The sequence below is a fragment of the Patescibacteria group bacterium genome, from assembly GCA_041649475.1.
In the GTDB taxonomy this organism is placed as follows: Bacteria; Patescibacteriota; Patescibacteriia; order Magasanikbacterales; family GWA2-37-8; genus JBAZNA01.
Map to the genome: position 1 here is coordinate 215,431 of JBAZNA010000001.1, position 14,198 is coordinate 229,628.

Consider the following 14,198-nt stretch of genomic DNA (forward strand, 5'->3'; position numbering starts at 1 on the left):
CCTTAGGTAACTTTACATGTTTTTTCATAAAGATCAAGAAAAATATCCTCCGGGTCAGTTTTCTTTTTAACCGCGTAATAATTATCTTTGTTCCAGGTTTTCCAAAAGTCATCTTCCGAATAATAGTTGGTGGAAATCAAGGTTTTGATGCCGCCAATAGCCATCAATTCTTCCTCAAACATTTTGTAATAGTTTTTGTCCGGCCGTTTTGGCAGTCCGTAGATGGCCAGATCTAAAAACAACTCGTCTTTCATTTTTTCAAAAAATTCTCCGGAAATCCATTCATAATGCCGGGCAATTTTATAAGGCACGCACCATAAAGGGAAAAAATTTATCTCTTTTTCATACCATTTCATAAAATTTTCACCTTCAGAAAACGGGATGAAGGTGTCAACCGTTACTGGTATCTTATCAGCCGGGATAACTTTGCGAAATTTTTGCACCAGTTTTAATAAGCTTGAAGAATTAATAAATTTACCAAAAAACAAACGTCCCAGAAATGATTTTGGGGTGACATTGGTCACACCTTTGTCATAGCGGAAAAAATAATCAATGGTTTTAAGATAATCTTCTTTTCGTATTTTTGTGCTTTTATAATATACCCTCATCCAGTCATAACTGTGGGTGTAGGGCGCCGTGTCAACAAAATTTCCTGTACTTAATACTAACTCGGTGGGGGAATGGATTATACCATCCATAAAATCAACATCTTTTTTGGTGTAGTGATCCCAGATGGTAGCTTTATACTCCTTAATATCCACACATTTTTGATAAGTGACTTTAACAAACGGCTTGGCCGGAACCAATCTGAATTTGAGTTTAGCCAGAAGGCCCAAAGTGCCAAAGGTGCCGTGTATCATTTGAAATAATAAACTGTTGTCATTATCCGGAGAGCAGGTCAGAACCTCGCCTTGCGCGGTAATAATCTCATATTCCAGACAAGTGTCGTGGAAACCCCCATATTTGTATGACATTGATTCTAATGAACAGCCGGAAACCGCGCCACCGATGGTAATTGTTTTCAGTTCCGGTACAACAATCGGCACCAGGCCATATTTCAGAGTGGCTGTTGCCAAATCTACAAAAGTTACGCCTGATTCGGCAACACAAGTCCGCGCATCAGGGTCAATACTGATAATTTCATTTAAATCACTGATGTCAATTTCTTCATTCCAGTATTTCTGTTCTTCAGGTTTGGGCACTACATGAGAAACCGCTTTCTTTTTAAATAATACCGGCTTGCCGTTTTTGTGCGCTTTCAGCTGTCCGGCAATTCTTTCAATTTTTTGTGCATGAGTTATCATATTTTTGATAACTTATCTTAGCAAAATTTTTCATTCTTAGCAAACTATAGGGAAGTTATCCACATCTCCTCAAAAAAAGTACGAAATGTGCTATAATATACATAATTAATTAATTGCCGGGGTACTTGATTTTTTTAAGTATCCGCTGGCTATAGCAAGATACATATGAAAACATTTAAAATGTTTTCTGGAGTTGTAGGAATTTTTTTATTTATTCTTCTCGGTCTGGCCGGACCAAACACCGCGTATGCGGCAATAGCAACGTCTCCCAATCTTGGAGATGCAGCTAGTTTTTCAGTTTTGGCCGGTTTATCAATGAGCGCCGCCGGCGCCGGCACTACAATTTCCGGTGATTTGGGCCTAAGCCCAGGTCTTGAGACCTCAAAAACCGGGCCTTGGACAGTGGGGGGATCACAATATTTTGGTACAACTGGTTTGTCCGCGACTGCTCAAGGGGCTGCTTTAATTGCTTATGGTAACCTGGCAGGTCAAACAACCAGCGGGGTGTGGGGTACAACCCCATGGACTCCGGTGCCGGGTGTGTGGACTTCAGCCAGTGATAAAACGTTTACCGGAACGATCTATCTTAACGGCACTTACGATGATGTTTGGGTTTTTCAGGTTGGGGGTGACTTTACGTTCAGTGGTTCAATTGTTTTGCAAGGCAATGCCCAGGCCTGTCATGTGTTTTGGCAGGTTGGCAGCAGTGCGACCATCGGTTCAGACAGTACTTTTGTCGGAACACTCATTGCGCAAACTTCTGTCACGCTGGTCTCTGGTGCAACTGTTAATGGCAGAATTATAGCTCTCAATGGTTCTTTAACAACAGACGGAAATAATATTTCCGGACCAACATGTGCGACTGCGCCTGTAGTTGCAACACCCGTATCCGGTGGCCAGCGTTATGGAACGATTAGTGTTGTTAAAACAGTCATCAACGACAATGGCGGAACCAAGACCGTTGCTGATTTTCCACTGTTCGTTAATGGCACAGCCGTTGTTTCTGGTCAGACCAACGTTTTCCCCGCGCCTGCCGGTGTGTATTCTATTACCGAAACCTCTGATCCTAATTACACCCAGACATTTTCCGGTGATTGCAACTCCACCGGGCATCTGGATCTTAATGTTGGCAATACCGCGGTCTGTATAATTACAAATGATGACATTGGCGCGCCGGTAGTTGTTCCGCCCGTACCACCACTCATTGATGTGATAAAAGTACCGGATCCTTTGGCTTTGCCGGCTGGTCCAGGTCCGGTGGCATACACCTACACGCTCCGTAATATTGGAACGGTTCCAGTAACCGACCTAACGATGGTTGGCGATACTTGTAGTCCAATAAATCTTATTTCCGGCGACACAAATGGCGATTCAAAGCTTGATATGGATGAAACTTGGGTATACCGCTGTTCAACAACGCTTTCAGAAACTCACACCAACACCGTTGTCGCGACCGGATGGGCCAATGGCATCAGTGCGGTTGATATCGCGCATGCTACGGTCGTTGTCGGCGCACCAATAATTCCACCTTTGATTCACATTACAAAAATTCCTAATCCGTTAACACTCTTGGCCGGAGGGGGAATGGTTACCTATACTAAACAAGTAACCAACCCGGGAACGGTTGCGTTAAGCAACGTCCGTGTTACTGATGATAAATGCAGTTCGGTGGTATATATTTCCGGCGACACAAATAGCGATTCAAAGCTTGATCCAACCGAGACATGGACATATACCTGTCGGACCAGAATAACCAAAACTACGACTAACACCGCCGTGGTAACCGGTGAAGCCAATGGTCTGACTGTGAGAGATTTTGCAGTCGCCACTGTCGTTGTGACCGCGGTTGCTCCGAAATTACCAAATACCGGGGTTGCTTCCAGTGAAAATCATATTCCCTGGAATAGTATCATACTGGTTGGTGTCCTTATATTAATTTCAACTTCAACAATTGTCGTTCTAAAGAAACGCAGAATTTAAGTTATGCGTTCCGTAAGAAAATCTAGGCGATCCAAAAGTAAAAGTCCGTCAAAACGGTCCTTGTTTATCGTCAGTATTGTGGGGGTTGCATTTTTTCCGGCAACCATTCTTTTTCCGACCCTACTTCCCGTTAGTCAAATTTCACAAATTAATCAAATCCCGCTAGGTGTAGTTGGAAATAAGTTAGCCGACGCCATCGTTTTACCGGAACAAATAAGTCCGGGAATTCCGATTCATCTCAAAATTCCGAAAATCCAGGTTGATACTGTTCTTGAACAAGTGGGCCTCCTGCCCAACGGAACAGTGGGTGTGCCGAAAGGCCCTGCTGCCGCCGGGTGGTTCAATCTTGGACCGCATCCCGGAGATATTGGCAGCGCAGTTATTGCCGGCCATTATGGTCGCTGGCAAAATGGTGCAAATTCAGTATTTAATAATTTAAATAAGTTGAGGAAAGGTGATAATTTATTCGTTGTTGATGAAAATGGAGCGACCACTACTTTTGTGGTACGTGAAAGCCGAAAGTATGACCCGAACGCTGATGCTTCAGCTGTGTTTAGCTCCAATGACGACAAGTCACATCTTAACCTCATTACTTGTGAAGGAAGTTGGAATAAAGCTGCCAAAAGTTATTCCGGCCGGTTAGTAGTATTTGCAGATAGGCAGTAGAGCTAAAGTATGATTAAAAAAATTATCATTGGTTTGCTATCATTAGCTGCGATTGGGGTTTTTGTATTCGCCGCGGTTTTTTATTATCAAAATCTGCAGGGAAACAGCGCCCCGGAGAGCAATACTATCAGTAGTGCAGCCGCAGTCGCTACCATTACCACATCGGATCCACCAAACAATCTGGGTCTTTCCCTGCCTGCCGGCATGTCGGTTAAAGTATTCGCGGAAAAGTTAAATAATCCCCGCGTCTTAAAATTAGACCCCAAAGGCAATTTAGTAGTCAGCGAATTTGCCGGCGGCCGCATAACCGTTTTAATTGATAAAAATGGTGATGGCAAAGTTGATAGCCAAAAAGTAATTTTGAAAAATTTGAACCAGCCGCATGGTTTTGAATTTTATTGTCTTAAGGGAAAATGTAAATTATACGTAGCCGAAAATGACGCGGTTTCTGTGTATGATTACAATTCCAGCACCTTAACCGCCTCCAACCGCAAAAAAATCATTGATTTGCCTGCCGGCGGCGTACATGTGACGCGGACATTATTAATTAAAGACAATAAATTATATATAGCCATTGGTTCCAGCTGTAATGTTTGTCATGAAAGCGATAACCACCGTGCCAAGGTTTTGGTCTCTAATTTGGATGGTTCGGGTTTAAAGGATTTCGCAACCGGCCTGCGCAATTCGGTGTTTATGGTCACCAATCCTCAAACCGGAGAAATCTGGGCCACGGAAAATGGACGCGATTTGTTGGGTGATAATATTCCGCCTGATGAAATTAATATCTTGAAGCAAGGAAAAAATTACGGCTGGCCGATTTGTTATGGAAAAAATATTCATGATACCGAGTTTGATAAAAATACTTATATCCGTAATCCCTGCATGGAGCCGTTTGAAACCCCAAGTTATATAAACATCCAGGCCCACAGCGCGCCTTTGGGGTTGGCTTTTGTGCCTAAAGACGGCTGGCCGCAAGCGTGGCAGGGGAGTTTGTTTGTGGCTTTTCACGGTTCCTGGAACCGTACTGTGCCCACGGGTTATAAAATTGTCCGGTTTGATTTTAAAAGTAATGGCACGGCCGTGCAGACCGATTTTATTACTGGTTGGCTGAAGGGGGGCACTGCCTGGGGCCGGCCAGTTGATATTTTGACCTTACCCGGTGGCATCATGTATGTGTCCGATGATACATCCAATGTGGTTTACCGGTTTACATATAAAATGTTATAATCTAACTAATAAACGCCTGCAGAAGTTATGAAGAAATACATAGCAATCGTATCGGTTTTGGTAGTAGCCTGTTTGGGCCTGTATCTTAATCGGGCCTATCGTCATATTTCTGTGTCTATTGGTGAAAAAAATTTAGCGAATCCGACTGTTCATCAAACCATCGTTTTACCGCCGGCCACAACCACATCAACCGCCAAAATAGTTTATGCGGCGCTGGGAGACAGCTTAACCGTCGGCGTTGGCGCGACTGCAGAGCAAAAAACATACCCATATCTTGTAGCCAAACTTTTGGCACAGGAAAAAAATATTCAAGTGACAGTTGCCAATTTAGGCATACCCGGAGCCACCAGCGCCGATGTTTTAAATCAGCAGGTGCCGCAAGCAGCAAAGCTTCACCCGGATATGGTTATATTGGCCGTTGGTATTAATGATATGTTAAACAGAGTGCCGACAGATGTGTTTGAAAAAAATATGGTTTCCATTGTTAACGGCTTGGCCGGCGCCGCTACACATATAACTGTTATCAATATCCCGTATCTCGGGGGTAGCCAGGCATATTGGCCGCCATACAGATGCTATTTTGATTGGCAAACTAGACGTTATAATAATTTTTTAAACAAGGCGCTCGCCAATAAAAATGTTGCAGTTATTGATTTATATACCCTGACGCACGAGCAAGCGTTTAATGATAAAAATTACTATTCAGTTGACGGTTTTCATCCGTCAGATGAAGGATATCAATTTTGGAGCAATATAATTTATGGCAATCTTAATTACTGATGCTTTAAGACAAAATTGGGTGGTGATAACGGGGCTACTATTGGCGCTAGTGGTATCAATACGCCGCACTAAAGACGACTCTTTTTTTCCACCGCAAACCACCACCGAACTCAAAGGTTTGGCGATTTTAATGGTGGTTTTTTCTCATATTGGTTATTTTTTAGTCAGCGATCGCCAGTTTTTAGTGCCGCTCTCCAATTATGCCGGCGTGGGGGTGGATTTATTTTTGGTATTGTCCGGTTATGGTTTGGTGGTTTCGGCCTTGAAAAAACCATTATCAATCGGTCAATTCTACTCTAAACGTTTGCGCCGTATTTATATACCCGTGGCCGTGACCGTGGCGCTTTTTGTTCTGCTTGATTTCTTTTTTCTGCACCTAACCTATCCTTTAAAAACCGTTATAGAAAATTTATTGGGATTTTTTCCGCGCGCGGATTTATATCAGGATATTAATTCGCCTTTGTGGTATATCACACCGCTTCTGGCGTATTACCTTCTTTTTCCGCTGATTTTTTGGAAGCGCTTTCCGGCGGTGTCTGCCATTGGTATGGCTTTAGTCGGGTGGCTGTTTATAAAATACTCTCCCCAATTTCATATTGTTTCCGTGGATATGATAAAGCTGTATAAACTTCACTTTCTGTCATTTCCACTGGGCGTAGCTTTGGGGGCGTTAAGTCCGATGTTAAGCCGTCTGCGTCTGTCGGCCGTTTGGCGCTGGCTGATAATTATTTTATCTTTGGGCGTGTTTGCCTATACCTATTCTCATTCGTTTGTGACTGATAGTGTGTTAAGAGATGCAGTCGCCAGTTTGATGACGGTGATGGCTGTCATAGCCCTGTTTGTTTATAAAAAGATCAATTTTAAAATCCTCGCCCTGTTAGGCGTGTTTTCTTTTGAAATATATTTATTGCACTGGCCGCTTCTCTATCGCTATAATTTTTTATACGGCAAAATTCCGGCCGGCTTGGCCACGCTTATTTATCTCGCCTTGTTTTTGGGACTGGGATTTTTATACCAAAAATTACTCTCCTTGTTCTATCCCGTTAGGCGTCAGCCGGATGTTTCCGGTAAGTCCGTTTGAAGTGCCTTCTAAAGTGGCGGTAATGGTGTAATAATTTGTGCCGCTGGTTGAACTGTAAATATAATTTCCGGACTGCGGATCTTTCGGAACTTTTCCCATATAAGCGCCGACACAGCCGGTGGCTTGCCAGCCGTCGGAGTTGAGGCAGGCCGTATCAGTGTTTCCTAAAGCTACGTCATCGCCAATCGGGTAATGGTTTTCGTCGTTATTATAAAGTTCCAGGGCCGTGCCAATTTGTCTAAGATCGGCCAGCCGCTTGGTGTCTCGCGACGCGGATTTGGCCGTGCCGTAGACCACAATCACAATTGTTGCCAGTAGTCCGATAATAGCGATCACAATCAGTAATTCTATTAAAGTGAAACCTTTTTTGGACATAAATGATTTTAGTTTTTTAAATTCGGTTGAATACATTATAACATAAAAAAAGAGGCAATTCCACCGGCGGCAGAACTGCCTTGAAACCTTCTTCTGGTCTTCCTCCTTAGGTGTCAACCGTCTCCACCGGAGGGTTGGGCACTGTTGGCCCCCAGAGAGGGACGAATTCCGTGCTCTGGAAGTTCTTGCGACACAACTCTTCAAGACCAGGGGTATCGCCATCGTAGATGACCCGGGAGGCCGTAATCACGGCCCGATCCTGCTTGGACCCGAACCCCATCTGGGCGGCCAAGTTGTAGGCGTTCCTAGCCGAAGGGGCTTCACCGTTTTTTTGCACTTCCGCGCGAATTGCGTCAGCAAAACGCTTGGTGAGATTGCCGCCGCGGCCAACCACAACTTTCATCAAAACCACGTCGCCTCGGAAAACGATGACCATTCCCGGAACAGCAGTCGTGGACATGGAGAATCCTCCTTATCGCAAACAAAGCGATGTTCAATTTTAACATGGGAATTTGCCAGTGTCAAGATTCGTAAATAACAAAAAATCCCCTTCGCAGGGGACTTTTGTTTTTGAAATGTTAGCTATTATTTCAAAGCATCCTTTAAGGCCTTACCAGCTTTGAATTTTGGTACGGTCACGGCTGGGATTTGGATCTTTTGAGAAGGATTTTGTGGGTTCACACCCTGGCGGGCAGCGCGCTTTTTAGCGCTGAAAGCGCCAAAACCTGTCAAAACAACCTCTTCGCCTTTCTTTAACATGTCAGTAATTACCTCTACCATTGAGTTTAGAGTATCTTCTGTCTGTCTCTTTGGTAAATTTAATTTTTCGGCTATAGCTTGAGCTAAATCTGCTTTATTCATAGTGTCACCCCCTTTCTTTGGGAGATAAATAACATTAGTTTACGACAAGGTGTATTCTATCACATCTACACTATTTTGCCTATATTAAGCAAAACTAGTTGTCCACAGGTCAAAGAACGCCTTATTTTGCGTATTCCACCACTCTGGTTTCACGAATTATGGTTACTCTGATTTCTCCAGGATACTGTAATTCTTGCTCAATTTTACGGGCAATGTCCTTGGCTAATTGGAAGGCAGAGTAATCATCAATTTCGTTTGGTTTAACGAAGATCCGTATTTCTCGTCCGGCTTGGATGGCATACACCTTTTCAATTCCCGGGAAGGAGGTGGCTGTTTTCTCCAGTTCTTCCAAGCGAGCGATGAATTGTTCATAACTGTCTTTGCGGGCGCCGATTCTGGCGCCGGAAATTGCATCCGCGGCTTTGGCAATGCTGGCAAAGATATTGAATGTTTTATCCAGGTGATGAGTCAAAGCTGTTTGGGCAATGTCTTCATCCATATTGAATTTTTTGAGGATCATGTTGCCGATTTCCGGGTGAGAGCCCTGGGTTTCCTGATCAACTGATTTGCCGATATCATGAAAGAAGCCGCATTTTTTTGCTCTGGCGGCGTCCAGTCCAAGTTCGCTCGCAATCAAGGATGACAAATATCCCACTTCCATTGAATGGTTCAAGATGTTTTGTCCGTAACTGGTTCTGTATTTTAAGCGTCCGACAATGCCGACCAGTTTTGGATCAATGCCGGTGATACCCATTTTATATAGGGCTTCTTCACCGGCTTTCTTTATATCAATGGCCAAATCCTGTTTGGCTTTTTCAATAAATTCTTCAATGCGGGCCGGCTGGATTCTGCCGTCGGCCATTAATTTTTCCAAAGCCAGTTTGGCAATTTGGCGTCTGATCGGGGAGAAGCCGGAAACCATGATCGCGTCCGGAGTGTCGTCAATGATAAGTTCACAGCCGGTTAGTTTTTCAATGGTTTTAATGTTGCGGCCTTCTTTGCCGATGATGCGCCCCTTCATTTCCTCGCTGGGCAAGGACACGGTGGTTGAAGTGATTTCAGCCGCGTGCGAAGAGGCACAGCGCTGAATGGCTTCACCGATAATAGTGCGCGCCTTTTCTTCAAAGACCTCGCCGGATTCTTTTTCCAGTTTCATGATGCGGGCGGCCAAATCATTTTTACTTTCCTCTTCCACCCTAACTAAGAGTTCGGTCTTGGCTTCGTCTCTGGTCAGTCCGGCAATGCCCTGCAGTTTTTCAATTTCCTGATCGCGCATTTTTTCCAAATCCTGCTTGATTTGCTGGACTTTTTCCACTTTTTCCTGGAGTTTTTGCTGTTTGTCCTGGAATTCTAAAAGTTTCTGGTCAAACATATTTTCACGTTTTTCCAGACGCTGTTGCACGCTGTGCAATTCCTGGCGCAATTGTTTTTCTTCCCGTTTGGCTTCATCAATTATCTGCGCGCCTTTTTCTTTGGCTTGCAGGATGAATTCCTGCTGTTTGGTCTTGGCTTCGTTTAAAAGCTTTTCGGCTTTGGCTTCAATAGAGTTGGCCTGGGCCTGGGCTATTTTTTTACGTAAAATATACCCCAGCAAGAAGGCTATACCGACGCCGACCAGGGTGATGATCGCCCAGGTAAAATTAGTTAAATGCATAAAAACCTCAAGATTTTGAGGGCGTTATTCAATTGAAGAAGAGTAGCTTTAGATAAGCACAAAAACACCGGTCAAATCCATCTGATTTGCCCCGGAAAAGTGTTTGTTTAGGTGTTTATTTAGCATAAAGTTGACAATTCGGTTCGGTCTTAACTCTGCGAGTCAGCTTTCTTCTTAACTATTTAGAATAACGACTCAAAAATCAATTAATTATTTAGTGACTCTACTATAGCACTAAAGAGGTGTTTTGTCAATTGTTTCTGCCTTTGCCCCAGATTTTCCATTCCCAGACCCCTCTGTTTTCTTTTGGTTCTTCCGGCGAATTTTCACGTCTTTCTTCCTCAATGATAGGCATTTCCTCATCATATATTCTTGGCCTCTCTTTTTCTCTCTCTTGCTCTTCGCGTCTCCTTATCTCTTCAATAATTAAATCATCCAGCGGACTAAGTTTTTTAGCCATAAAATTATGTTAAATTTATTGCGTTTTTTAAATAGTTTTCACCAATAGCCGTCCGTTCCAGTTCCTCGCAGTAAGCGCCAATGCCGAGTTTTTCGCCAATATCATTGGCCAGGGAACGGATGTAGGTGCCTGTAGAGCATTTTACCTCAATTTTTAGAATTGGCCAAGAGTAGTCAAGCAGGTTGATTTCGTAAATTTCAATTTCGTTGGGCTGACGTTCAATTGTTTTGCCCTGTCTGGCCAGTTTATACAAACGCTGGCCGTTGATTTTTTTGGCTGAAAACATCGGCGGGGTTTGCAATTGTTTGCCGATAAAAGATTTTAAAATTGATGAGATGGTTTTTTTATCTGGAATTTTGGTTGGGTCTTTGGTTGGGTTTTGGTATTCGGAAATTTTGCCGGTCTTGTCATAAGTGTCAGAGGTTGCACCGAGTTTAATGGTGGCAATATATGTTTTCGGCAATTGTTTGAATTCATCCAATTTTTTAGTGCAGTCGCGGCCGACGCCGACAATCAAAAGACCGGTCGCGAACGGATCAAGGGTGCCGGCATGACCAACTTTGATTTTTTTGTCGGTCCGGATATGCGCCACTACATCATGACTGGTCCAGCCGGCGGGTTTGTTGATAAATAGAAATGGCATACTATCCCTGCATTATAAACATAATTTTAAAATAAAAAAAGAGCTTCCCTGGGGAGGGAAGTTCAGTGGGGGTTGGCTCCGGTGTGATCGCCTGATGGCGAATTGGAGCACGGTAGGAAAGAGCAGGGCGGGGCGGCTGGCTAGCCGGCGGCGGAAGCGGCGATGGGGGCGATCTTGGGCTGGATGTCGATCACGGGGATCGGCTCGGGCAGACCGTCGAAGCGCTGGCGGAGCCAGTCGATCTCGGGCTCCGAGGCCTCGCCCATGAAGATCTCGATGTAGAACGTCCCCCTGATGAGGCCCTCGTACTTCAGCTTGAAGCCGGGGATCTCGTCGTCGAAGTCGGCCTTGTGCGGCCTGTTGACGTACCTGTTGAAGTCGTTGAGCGAGCAGTACCTGACGCTGCCGTCCACGAACTGGATCCGTACGGCCCTTGTCTGCAAGGTCGTGTCCGGGAACGTCATCAGCTTCTGGATCGGCATCTCCCTCTCCTTGGGACTACGAGCTCGTGTGACCATCTTGTTATGCCTCCCTTGTTTCCGTGTTGGGCCCAATGCCCCTAAACTTGTTGGCCTTGTCCAGGCCGTGATGGGCTAAATGGTATCACAATAATACGATTATGTCAAGAAGAATGGCCAAAAATTGACTAAATGCCAAGATAAAGATATAATATAGTGTAATTAAATTAGGTATGAATGTCAGTGAATTAGCCAGACAATTACGCGTACATCCGCAGAAACTCCTGCAAATTTTGCCCGAGTTCGGTTTTGATATTGGTGCGAAAGCAGTGAAGATTGACGACCGTGTAGCCCAACAGATTCAGCGCGATTGGCGAAAAATCAAATATATTATTGATGAAAGAGAACGCAAGGAGAAAGAAAAGCAGAAGGAACTGGAGAAAGAAGCCAGAAAAAGCACAGGCACTTCTGTGGCCATACCGCAAAAATTGACTGTCCGCGAACTGGCTGATGCTTTGCAAATGCCGCCGACAAAACTGATAATGGAACTGATGAAAAATGGCATTCTGGCCACGCAAAATGAAAACATTGATCATGACACAGCCATGCTTATTGCCCAGGAATTTGGTTTTACCGTGACGGAAAAAACCGAAGACAACCACAAAGAAGACACCCATGTTCAGAATTTGGAAAATATTTTAACCAGCGATGCGAGCGGTGAGAACAAAATTGCGCGTCCGCCGGTGGTGGTGGTTATGGGTCATGTTGATCATGGAAAAACAAAATTATTGGACGCGATCAGAAGCACGAACGTAGTTGATTCCGAGGCCGGAGGCATCACCCAGCATATTGGCGCCTATCAGGTTGTCTGGACCAATCCAAAAACCAAAGAAAAAACTCCGCTGACATTTATTGACACCCCGGGTCATGAGGCCTTTACGGTCATGCGCAGCCGCGGCGCCAAAGTGGCGGACATTGCCATATTGGTGGTGGCCGCCGATGACAGCGTGAAGCCACAAACCATTGAAGCGATAAATATAATGAAGGCGGCCAAACTGTCAATCGTGGTGGCCATTAATAAAATAGATAAAGAAGGCGCTGATCCGCAAAAAGTGCGGGTTGATTTGTCTCAACATAATATTATCTCCGAAGAATGGGGCGGCGATGTGCCGATGGTTGAGATTTCCGCCAAGCAGAAATTAAATATTGATAAATTATTGGATGTTTTACTCTTGGTTGCGGATTTGCATGCCGATGAAATAAAAGCTAACCCGGACAGATCGGCGGCCGGAACCGTGATTGAGGCCCACGTTGATAAGGGCGAGGGGCCGGTGGCCACAATCTTGGTGCAAACCGGAACTTTAAAAATCAATGATCCGTTGGTGGTAAACGGTGAAATTTACGGAAAAGTTAAGGCCATGAGAAATTATAAAGGCGATATTTTGGAAACCGCCGGACCAAGCAACCCGGTTCGTATCCTAGGATTTAAAGTGGCCCCGCAAGTCGGAGATGTTTTGGATGTCGGCAGTTTTGAAACCGCCACTAACATAAACATAAAAGAAAAAAGATCAAAACAATCCGGAGCCGAACAAGGTTCCGCGTCCACAGTAGAGGTCACTGCCGAAGGCGAAGAGAAAAAGTTTTTGAATTTGGTGATTAAGGCGGATACTTTGGGGTCGCTTGAAGCCATCATTGGATCACTGGAAAAAATTAAGAATGACGAAGTGGGCGTGAAGGTAGTGGGGAAGGGTTTGGGCAATATTACCGCCGATGATGTGGCCAAAGCCGAAGCCGCGGGCGGAATTATTTGCGGTTTTAATGTCGTGGCTATGCCTAACGCGCAAACCATGATTGCCGACAAAAACATCAGCTTCATGCAATACAAAATTATTTATGATTTGCTGGATTATATTAAAGAGGAGCTGCAAAAAATGTTAAATCCTGAAAAAATAATAACGGAGCTGGGCGCGGTAAAAATCATAGCTGTTTTTAGAACCGAGAAAAATTACATGATTGTTGGCGGTCGCGTAACATCCGGCAAACTTCGTAAAGATTGTTTGGTCAAGGTGATACGAAAAGGCGAAGCGGTTGGCGAGGGTAAATTATCTCAATTACAAATTGCCAAACAGACGGTAAATGAGGTTGCTGAAGGCAATGAATGCGGAATGCAGTTTGACGGCAAATTACGACTGGAAGCTGGGGATGTTTTGGAGGCCTATAAAGAAGAAATCAAAGAGAAAAAATTAATTTTAAATTAATCTTCATATGGAGTACGTTTTTAATCAGGCAAATTTTAATGAGGAGGTTTTACGGTCAAAGGAGCCGGTGTTCGTGGATTTCTGGGCGCCCTGGTGCGGACCTTGCCAGACCATGGGACCGATGGTGGAAGAATTGGCCAAAGAATTTGACGGAAAAAATATAAAAATCGGCAAATGCAATGTTGATGAAAACGGCGATATCGCCATGCAGTATAATATAATGAGCATCCCTTCATTTATTGTTTTTAAAGACGGACAGGTGGTTGATCAGATTGTCGGGGGAGTACAAAAAGAGAAGTTGAAGGAAATGATAGAAAAACAGGTGGGCTAAAACTTTTACTAAAACAAAAGAGGGGCATCAGTTGTCTTTGAGCGGGTTTGAGCGCCGCAGCGCTCACCCTGAGCCTCGCGGCGAGGAAAGCGAAAAGATAACTGATGCCCCTTTTGTTAT

The 14,198-nt window shown here is 44.4% G+C and carries 15 protein-coding genes; 7 read left to right on the forward strand and 8 right to left on the reverse strand.

Going from position 1 to position 14,198, the window contains the following annotated elements; all coding sequences use genetic code 11:
- Window positions 1-2: 2 nt before the first annotated feature.
- Complete coding sequence (locus tag WC526_01100) at window positions 3-1,304, reverse strand: FAD-binding oxidoreductase (protein MFA5061725.1); 1,302 nt, start codon at window positions 1,302-1,304, stop codon at window positions 3-5.
- Between the two features lie 165 nt (window positions 1,305-1,469).
- Between WC526_01100 and WC526_01105 the strand changes: the two genes are divergently transcribed.
- The 5 genes from WC526_01105 to WC526_01125 are packed head-to-tail and all read left to right on the forward strand — an operon-like array spanning window position 1,470 to window position 7,038.
- Window positions 1,470-3,284 (forward strand): ice-binding family protein, encoded by a 1,815-nt coding sequence (locus WC526_01105; GenBank protein ID MFA5061726.1) that lies wholly within the window; start codon window positions 1,470-1,472, stop codon window positions 3,282-3,284.
- A gap of 3 nt (window positions 3,285-3,287) precedes the next feature.
- Window positions 3,288-3,950 (forward strand): class F sortase, encoded by a 663-nt coding sequence (locus WC526_01110; protein ID MFA5061727.1) that lies wholly within the window; start codon window positions 3,288-3,290, stop codon window positions 3,948-3,950.
- Window positions 3,951-3,959: 9 nt separating this feature from the next.
- Window positions 3,960-5,177: a PQQ-dependent sugar dehydrogenase gene (locus WC526_01115; protein ID MFA5061728.1), complete on the forward strand. Its 1,218-nt coding sequence runs from the start codon at window positions 3,960-3,962 to the stop codon at window positions 5,175-5,177.
- A gap of 27 nt (window positions 5,178-5,204) precedes the next feature.
- Window positions 5,205-5,957 carry an SGNH/GDSL hydrolase family protein gene (locus tag WC526_01120; GenBank protein MFA5061729.1) on the forward strand — a complete coding sequence of 251 codons (753 nt, stop codon included), beginning with the start codon at window positions 5,205-5,207 and terminating at the stop codon, window positions 5,955-5,957.
- Complete coding sequence (locus WC526_01125; GenBank protein MFA5061730.1) at window positions 5,938-7,038, forward strand: acyltransferase; 1,101 nt, start codon at window positions 5,938-5,940, stop codon at window positions 7,036-7,038. Before WC526_01120 ends, WC526_01125 begins: the two co-directional genes overlap by 20 nt.
- Here WC526_01125 and WC526_01130 read toward each other — a convergent pair.
- The 7 genes from WC526_01130 to WC526_01160 all read right to left on the reverse strand — a co-directional run bounded on the left by WC526_01130 (window position 6,979) and on the right by WC526_01160 (window position 11,513).
- Window positions 6,979-7,413, reverse strand: a complete 435-nt coding sequence (locus WC526_01130; GenBank protein ID MFA5061731.1) for a prepilin-type N-terminal cleavage/methylation domain-containing protein — start codon at window positions 7,411-7,413, stop codon at window positions 6,979-6,981. The genes WC526_01125 and WC526_01130 overlap by 60 nt on opposite strands.
- A gap of 106 nt (window positions 7,414-7,519) precedes the next feature.
- Window positions 7,520-7,873, reverse strand: coding sequence for a hypothetical protein (locus WC526_01135; GenBank protein ID MFA5061732.1), 354 nt, complete (start codon window positions 7,871-7,873; stop codon window positions 7,520-7,522).
- 125 nt (window positions 7,874-7,998) lie between these two features.
- Complete coding sequence (locus WC526_01140; protein ID MFA5061733.1) at window positions 7,999-8,274, reverse strand: HU family DNA-binding protein; 276 nt, start codon at window positions 8,272-8,274, stop codon at window positions 7,999-8,001.
- 121 nt (window positions 8,275-8,395) lie between these two features.
- Window positions 8,396-9,928: a ribonuclease Y gene (gene rny / locus WC526_01145; GenBank protein ID MFA5061734.1), complete on the reverse strand. Its 1,533-nt coding sequence runs from the start codon at window positions 9,926-9,928 to the stop codon at window positions 8,396-8,398.
- Between the two features lie 250 nt (window positions 9,929-10,178).
- Window positions 10,179-10,388: a hypothetical protein gene (locus tag WC526_01150; GenBank protein ID MFA5061735.1), complete on the reverse strand. Its 210-nt coding sequence runs from the start codon at window positions 10,386-10,388 to the stop codon at window positions 10,179-10,181.
- A gap of 4 nt (window positions 10,389-10,392) precedes the next feature.
- Complete coding sequence (truB, locus tag WC526_01155; GenBank protein MFA5061736.1) at window positions 10,393-11,031, reverse strand: tRNA pseudouridine(55) synthase TruB; 639 nt, start codon at window positions 11,029-11,031, stop codon at window positions 10,393-10,395.
- A gap of 140 nt (window positions 11,032-11,171) precedes the next feature.
- Complete coding sequence (locus WC526_01160) at window positions 11,172-11,513, reverse strand: hypothetical protein (GenBank protein MFA5061737.1); 342 nt, start codon at window positions 11,511-11,513, stop codon at window positions 11,172-11,174.
- Between the two features lie 209 nt (window positions 11,514-11,722).
- Here WC526_01160 and infB point away from each other — a divergent pair, with 209 nt between their 5' ends.
- Both infB and trxA read left to right on the forward strand, forming a co-directional pair.
- Window positions 11,723-13,747: a translation initiation factor IF-2 gene (gene infB / locus WC526_01165; protein MFA5061738.1), complete on the forward strand. Its 2,025-nt coding sequence runs from the start codon at window positions 11,723-11,725 to the stop codon at window positions 13,745-13,747.
- A 7-nt stretch (window positions 13,748-13,754) separates the two neighbouring features.
- On the forward strand, window positions 13,755-14,078 hold the full coding sequence (gene trxA, locus WC526_01170; protein MFA5061739.1) for a thioredoxin: 324 nt from the start codon (window positions 13,755-13,757) through the stop codon (window positions 14,076-14,078).
- Window positions 14,079-14,198: the final 120 nt, after the last annotated feature.